At 38.5% G+C, this 6,878-nt stretch carries 7 protein-coding genes; all 7 read right to left on the bottom strand.

Translation table 11 applies throughout. The annotated features are described in order from the left end of the window. Nucleotides 1–722: 722 nt before the first annotated feature. Entirely contained in the window at nucleotides 723–1,118 is a 396-nt protein-coding gene (gene mutT / locus K5Q58_RS16870; RefSeq protein ID WP_220755061.1) for an 8-oxo-dGTP diphosphatase MutT, read from the bottom strand. Between the two features lie 14 nt (nucleotides 1,119–1,132). Continuing rightward, nucleotides 1,133–1,342 carry a DNA gyrase inhibitor YacG gene (gene yacG / locus K5Q58_RS16865; RefSeq protein WP_220755060.1) on the bottom strand — a complete coding sequence of 70 codons (210 nt, stop codon included), beginning with the start codon at nucleotides 1,340–1,342 and terminating at the stop codon, nucleotides 1,133–1,135. 40 nt (nucleotides 1,343–1,382) lie between these two features. Further along, nucleotides 1,383–2,120, bottom strand: coding sequence for a cell division protein ZapD (gene zapD / locus K5Q58_RS16860; protein WP_220755059.1), 738 nt, complete (start codon nucleotides 2,118–2,120; stop codon nucleotides 1,383–1,385). 9 nt (nucleotides 2,121–2,129) lie between these two features. Continuing rightward, nucleotides 2,130–2,735, bottom strand: coding sequence for a dephospho-CoA kinase (gene coaE / locus K5Q58_RS16855; protein ID WP_220755058.1), 606 nt, complete (start codon nucleotides 2,733–2,735; stop codon nucleotides 2,130–2,132). 1 nt (nucleotide 2,736) lies between these two features. Then, nucleotides 2,737–3,666 (bottom strand): A24 family peptidase, encoded by a 930-nt coding sequence (locus tag K5Q58_RS16850; RefSeq protein WP_220755057.1) that lies wholly within the window; start codon nucleotides 3,664–3,666, stop codon nucleotides 2,737–2,739. A gap of 33 nt (nucleotides 3,667–3,699) precedes the next feature. After that, nucleotides 3,700–4,977 carry a type II secretion system F family protein gene (locus K5Q58_RS16845; RefSeq protein WP_220755056.1) on the bottom strand — a complete coding sequence of 426 codons (1,278 nt, stop codon included), beginning with the start codon at nucleotides 4,975–4,977 and terminating at the stop codon, nucleotides 3,700–3,702. 74 nt (nucleotides 4,978–5,051) lie between these two features. After that, complete coding sequence (gene pilB, locus K5Q58_RS16840; protein WP_220755055.1) at nucleotides 5,052–6,761, bottom strand: type IV-A pilus assembly ATPase PilB; 1,710 nt, start codon at nucleotides 6,759–6,761, stop codon at nucleotides 5,052–5,054. Nucleotides 6,762–6,878 lie beyond the last annotated feature (117 nt).

Genomic DNA, 6,878 nt, shown 5'->3' with positions numbered 1-6,878 from the left:
GCCGATGATAGTGTGGGGTCTCCCCATGTGAAAGTAGGTCATTGCCAAGCGCCTAATTTCTCTTTTTAAGAGAGCAGATAGCCCGTTACTCACGTAACGGGCTTTTTTGTGTCTGTCATTTAAGATAAACATGTTCAGAAACGAAGCTAAAGCTCAAGTTTAGACATATCAACAGCAGACAGTGTGATTGATATGCCCATGTGAAAGTAGGTCATTACCAAGCGCTTAATTTCTCTTTTTAAGAGAGTCGATAAAGCCCTGGCTTAACAGTCAGGGCTTTTTTCGTATATATCGAGTAAGAATTAGTGCCGCGAAAGACAGTGTGATTGATACGCGAATGCAAGCGCCTAATTTCTTTTAAGTGAGATCAGATAGTTTTATTTTCAGTAAAAATTTCTATAGGTGGAATATAGCACTAAGTTTATTTATATGGGCGTTTTAGAATCTGTACTTTAGGGATTGAAGAATCAAATCTGATAGACAAGTGGCGAATAATAGCTGTCGTCATGTAGGTAACTTTACCACGGTAGAAATGGGATAAGCACTAAGCAATGTTTAAGGTAGGATAGTTGTGCCTTTATAACTATGCCACTTGTATCTTGAGGTTTTGGATGATTAGCTGTCTGTTAGCTCTGAAGGTTGTTAATAAAAAACGGTCTACTAGTGTTATTCGACAGTGATGAACTTACAGCTCACCACTTAAGTTTTGGGATAGTTCGTATTTAAAGCTTCAGCTGTTTTATCTTATCTAGTATAGGTAAGTTTGCGTCGGGAAAATCGAATGTTCCTAATTCTTCACTATTTACCCATTGGATTATTTGTCCTTCTAAACCCTGTCCAGCACCTTTAAAGTTGGTAACAAGGTGAATATCCAGTAGGACATGTTTGTCTGGGTAATTATGAGAGATATCCATGAAGGGTTTTGTAGATTCTACGTCTAAATCAACTTCTTCTTTAAGCTCTCTTATAAGCGCTTGTGAAACCGTTTCATCTATTTCCACCTTACCACCAGGAAATTCCCATTTGCCACCTTGGTGAAGGTGTTCATGGCGCTTAGCTAACAGTATTTGTTGTTCATTATTTATAATAATGCCAACAGCGACATGTATTCTTTTCATTTCATTTGCTCAACTTAGTGTTTAAAAAAGTCACCTTCATCAAAACCTTCTGTATCTAAAGTTTCATGATCAAATTCAGGTTTTACTGGAATAGCGTGTTTCTCACTTGCCCAATCGCCAAGATCAATCATTTTACAGCGCTCGCTGCAAAAAGGTTTGAACTTCGATTGCGGCTCCCAAAGAACGTCAATTTGGCATATAGGACATTTTACAGAAATAGGCATAAGTCATCTCGCTAATTAATATAGTGAGATCCTAATGAATTTAGTTACAAGTAGCTAGTTTGAATTTAACTAATTTATCTGTATGTTTTTGGTTTTCGAAATCAACGAAGTGGATAGCATATCTGTTTTTATGGCCGCTAATAGTTGGGTAACAATCTTGAGTGTGATCGATTTGAACTCTAATCAAAGATAACGTTTGTGGGCTGTTCCCCTGAAAAAACCCTTGTTGTGCTTCTGCAGTTCTAAATTCTGCGGTACTTCTTGTGAGTTCAAGCAGTAATTTTATTGGCTTAAGGATTGGTAAAAAATTCTCAATCCAGCTATTTAGATCTAACTGCCTTTCTTGCCATGGCTTTGCTAGCCAATAATGCAGCTGAGGTAAGTCAAAATTACAACAAGCTCCTGGCATACCAAATCGTTGTTTGAGTGCGGCAATAAAACGATCTTGTTTTAGGCGGCAGCCTATGCGTTCATTTGTTTGTAATGGGGCTTTTGATGCGTTGAGTTGATCGATTATGTTTTGTATTTGCGATTTATCTACATGGGGCAAAGCATGCCATTTAGCTAAGATGACTAATTGTTTGTCAATATCCTTTAGAATATCAGTTCGGTAGTCACATCTGTCTGTTAATTCAGCTAATGAAAAAAGTGGGTAAAAACAATGATGCTGATAATCGGTATCAAGATGGAGATTTAATTGATCAGCCAAATATTCAAGTCGCAGATAACTTCTGGTTTTTTCATTTAACGGCTGTTCATATATTAAATCGTTATTCATTGTTTTTATCTATGCTGATGATGCTTGAGCTAAATACTTCAAATGTAATAACTGAACAGTTTTTCGTAATTCTTCGGGAGGTAAGGTATTGTCTAAGACTGTATCAGCCTTAGTAAGTCTCAATTCTCTACTTATCTGACGATTTAGAATTTTTTCAACTTCTGTTGAAGTTACCCCATCTCGTTTTGCTGTTCTAGTTATCTGTTCATGTGGTGGAATATCCACCACTAAAGTCGTATTGACCAAACTATCTAACCCGTTCTCAAAAAGCAAGGGAACAATCATAATAACATACGGAGATTTAGCATCTTCTACAGCTTTGAGCATATGATTGCGAATTAAAGGGTGCAGTAAGTTATTGAGCCATTGTCTTTCTTTTTCATTATCAAACACTCTTGAGCGTAACTTTGCTCTATCTAATAACCCATTGCTGTCTAATACCTCAGAGCCGAAGTGCTTTTTAATTTCACAGAGTCCCTGAGAGCCTTTTGCAACAGCTTCTCGAGCGATGATATCCGCATCAACCAGTTCTATTCCGAAATCTAGGAACAAATTAGCAACAGTAGTTTTACCTGAGCCAATTCCGCCAGTAAGGCCAACGATGAAATCAGCCATACTATATGAATGTACCTAGATACCAGTTGATAATATCCTGTCCCCATACAAGGGCAACCCATCCTGCGATGGCAATATAAGGACCGAATGGAATTGGGTTTTCTCTGGTGATTTTCTTGCTTATCATCATTGAAATGCCAATAACAGCACCTACCAATGATGAAAGTAAAATAATTAAAGGAAGGAATTGCCAACCTAACCATGCACCAAATACTGCAAGCAGTTTAAAGTCGCCATAGCCCATGCCTTCTTTGCCTGTCGCGAGTTTGAATAGCCAAAACACCGACCAAAGGCTCAAATAACCTGCAGCACCACCAATAACAGCATCTGTTGGGCTCGCATAAACACCTTTTAGATTAATAATTAGACCTAACCATAATATGGGTAAGGTTAATTGATCTGGCAGCAGCATTTCATCTAAATCAATACCTGTAAGGGCTATTAAAACAAAGGTTAGAATTGATGCATAAAGAAATTGCCATGTGGGGCCAAAGTGCCAAGCTAAAGTTGCTATTAAAAGACCGGTAATTAATTCAAAAATCGGGTATCTAGCGCTAATTGATGTTTTACAACTTGCACACTTACCACCGAGCATTAACCAACCAATAATGGGTAAGTTATGCCAAGGTTTAATGTCTGTTTTGCATTTCGGGCATGCTGAACCTGGCACCACTAAATTGTACTTTTGAGGGTAGCTATCAATGGGTTTGTTAAGGCGTTTCTCGCCGACTTCTTTGACTATGTCTGGGTGGTATTCAGACAAGTAATAATTACATTCACTTTGCCATTCACGCTTCATCATCACAGGAAAACGGTGAATGACGACGTTTAAAAAGCTACCAATAATGGCTGCAAAAATAAAGCTAATTGAAATAAAGAGCCAAGGTGATTGGCTCATGGATTCAATAAAAATAGTTAAAAAATCATTCATATTATTCTTTTAATTTCTTATTTTTGCTGGTTGTTATCCACCAACAATATTACCCATTTGGAAAATAGGTAAATACATGGCCACAATTAAACCACCTACTAGAGTACCAATCACAACCATCATGATGGGTTCAATGAGGCTTGATAACCCATCTACTGCATCATCTACCTGCATTTCATAAATATTGGCGACCTTGTTGAGCATATCATCTAATCCACCTGATTCTTCACCAATCATCACCATTTGGACTAACATATCAGGAAATAAGCCGGTAGTTCGCATGGCGACATTCATTTGCATCCCTGACATCACTTCTTGACGAACCTTTAATAAGGCCTTTTTGTATACAGCATTACCTGAAGCGCCAGCAGCTGACTCAAGGCCATCTATCAAGGGAACACCTGCTGAAAACGTTGTTGCTAAAGTTCTAGCAAAGCGTGCCATTGCTGCTTTGTGCAATATGTTTCCTATAACTGGTATTTTTAATATAAGCTCATCGACTCTATCTCTAAAGGCTTGTGAGTTTAAGTGGGCTCGTCTAAATGCCCAGACTGAAATCACTATCGCAATGACAAAAAAATACCAAGATGCTTGCAACCAGCGAGACAAATTGACTACGACTTGGGTAAAAGCTGGAAGCTCGGCTCCGAAACCAGCAAAAATTTGTTCAAATTGAGGTACAACAAACAGTAACAACAGGACTGTAACTGCAATAGCGACAACAACGACTGCAGCAGGGTAAAATAATGCTTTTTTAATTTTTGATTTGAGAGATTCAGCTTTTTCTCTATAAGTTGCAATTCTATCAAAAACTGCATCCAAAGAGCCTGAATGTTCGCCCGCTGCAACTAAGTCAACATATAAATCATCAAAATATTGTCTATGTGGCCTTAGGGCATCAGATAATGGAATACCTGATTGCACATCTGTAAGGATTCCTGCAAGAAGCTCTCTCACTTTGGCTTTTTCGTGGCCTCGACCTAAAAGTTCTATTGTTGTGACTAAAGGTACACCTGCTGAAAGCATTGTTGATATTTGACGGGTAATCATCGCAATATCCATTGCGGTAATTTTTTTTTCAGATTTAAACAGAGGTGTTGCTTTTTTACGAACCCCTTTCGGTGTCACACCTTGAGCTTTTAAGACACCTCTAATTTCAGCAATGGACGCCCCTCGTAGTTCTCCTGAAGTTCTTTGCCCATCACGGTTGACCCCTTTCCATTCAAAGGTAAAAACCTTGGGTTGGAGCTTAGAATTTTTTTTTGCGCTTTTACTGGTTTTTGGCTTTCTTCTTGCCGATGCAGTTGCCATAAAGCAAATCCTTTTTTATTTTTTATGTGCAATAAAGCAATATTATCAATACTTTAATTTAAATTATATTATATTTATCCAAAGCTGGTTACACGGTTTACTTCTGCGATACTGGTAATGCCATGAGTCACTTTTAAGAGGCCGGATAACCTTAAGTCTCGCATACCACTTGTTTTAGCTTGCTGTGCAATCTGTAATGAGTTGCCGCCTTCCATAATAGTTCTGGATATTTCATCGGTCATTCTCATCACTTCATAAATACCGACCCGCCCTTTATAACCACCAGAACAATGCTCGCAACCCACCGGTTTATATACAGTGAATCCAGTATTAATCATATCTTGAGTAAAGCCAAGTCGTTGCAGTTCTTCTATAGGGACATCTTCAGGCGACTTGCATTCAGGACATAAGCGGCGGGCAAGACGTTGAGCAATAATTAAATTCACTGAGCTTGCAATGTTATAACCCGGTACGCCCATGTTGATTAAGCGAGTTAGGGTTTCGGCTGCCGAATTAGTATGTAGGGTTGATAATACTAAGTGACCTGTTTGGGCGGCTTTAATTGCTATCTCTGCCGTTTCTAGATCTCGAATTTCACCTACCATGACTACATCAGGATCTTGGCGTAAAAAAGATCTCAGGGCAGATGCGAAGGTTAAGCCTGCTTTTAAGTTAATATGAACTTGGTTAACACCTTCTAGGTTAATCTCTACAGGGTCTTCGGCAGTTGAAATATTACGCTCTTCAGTATTGAGAATATTAAGGCCTGTGTATAACGAGACTGTTTTACCTGAACCAGTAGGACCTGTTACTAGAATCATCCCTTGAGGTTTTGCTAGCATCTCTTCATAAAGTAAACGCTGGTCGTCTTCATAACCGAGCTTTTCAATGCCTAATTGCGCAGATGATGAATCCAATATACGCATTACTATTTTTTCGCCCCAAATCGTGGGCAAGGTACTGACACGAAAATCAATTGATTTTGTCCGCGACAGTTTCATTTTAATACGACCATCTTGGGGGACTCGGCGTTCTGCAATGTCTAACTTTGACATGACTTTTAAGCGAGCAGAAATACGATTTGATAAATTGACAGGAGGCTCTGATACTTCGTGTAAAATGCCGTCGATACGGAAACGGATTCGATAACGTTTTTCGTAAGGCTCAAAATGTAAGTCAGAGGCACCTTTACGGATGGCATCAGTGAGTATTTTATTAATATAAATAACAATGGGGGCATCATCACTACTTTCACCTGCTGGTTCGTCATGGCGCTCCGTATCAGCAACTTCCATATTGGCAAGCGCTTCTTCATCTACACCCGCTAAATCTAAACCTGAAATATCATCTTCAATCAACTTTTCTAGTATTAGGTTTAACTTATCATCTTCAACTAATATCGCTTCAGCATGCAAACCTAAACTAAATTGAAAATCTTCTAAAGCACTAATGTTAGTTGGATCTGATGTCGCTATGTATAGTCTATTTCCACGTTTGAATAGTGGTAAACAATTGTGTTTGGCCATCAGTTTTTTATTCAGTATGTCTTCTGAAATATGAGTAACGTCGAACTCACTTAAATCAAGTAAAGGAGTACCATATTCCTCATAACATAGTTCGGCTATTTCACGTGAAGATAATATTTTAGAATGAACAAGTGAACCAACTAAGGAGCGGTTAGTCTTTCTCGACTCTGATATGGCAGAAGACAATTGCGCTTCGCTAAGTATCCCTTTACGAGTAAAAAGAGTCGATAATCCTAAATGTAGACTAGTAGAAGGCATGGAGTCTCCAGTTTTTCCAAGACATAAAATAATAACGTGTTTTCGGAAGTTTGTCATTGTAGAACATTAATTGTAAATGAGGTTGTGCGAATATAGCTATCTTGCTCCATCTTTGTG

It is taken from the genome of Shewanella sp. KT0246 (assembly GCF_019654955.1).
Lineage (GTDB): Bacteria > Pseudomonadota > Gammaproteobacteria > Enterobacterales > Shewanellaceae > Shewanella > Shewanella goraebulensis.
The sequence above is the reverse complement of the archived record's forward strand: the minus strand, read 5'-3'. Positions and strand labels throughout refer to the sequence as shown.

What these genes read in the sequence shown, in the direction of transcription:
- mutT (WP_220755061.1), bottom strand. Translation starts at nt 1,118, where the DNA reads ATGAAAAGAATACATGTCGCTGTTGGCATTATTATAAATAATGAACAA.
- yacG (WP_220755060.1), bottom strand. Translation starts at nt 1,342, where the DNA reads ATGCCTATTTCTGTAAAATGTCCTATATGCCAAATTGACGTTCTTTGG.
- zapD (WP_220755059.1), bottom strand. Translation starts at nt 2,120, where the DNA reads ATGAATAACGATTTAATATATGAACAGCCGTTAAATGAAAAAACCAGA.
- pilB (WP_220755055.1), bottom strand. Translation starts at nt 6,761, where the DNA reads ATGCCTTCTACTAGTCTACATTTAGGATTATCGACTCTTTTTACTCGT.
- K5Q58_RS16845 (WP_220755056.1), bottom strand. Translation starts at nt 4,977, where the DNA reads ATGGCAACTGCATCGGCAAGAAGAAAGCCAAAAACCAGTAAAAGCGCA.
- K5Q58_RS16850 (WP_220755057.1), bottom strand. Translation starts at nt 3,666, where the DNA reads ATGAATGATTTTTTAACTATTTTTATTGAATCCATGAGCCAATCACCT.
- coaE (WP_220755058.1), bottom strand. Translation starts at nt 2,735, where the DNA reads ATGGCTGATTTCATCGTTGGCCTTACTGGCGGAATTGGCTCAGGTAAA.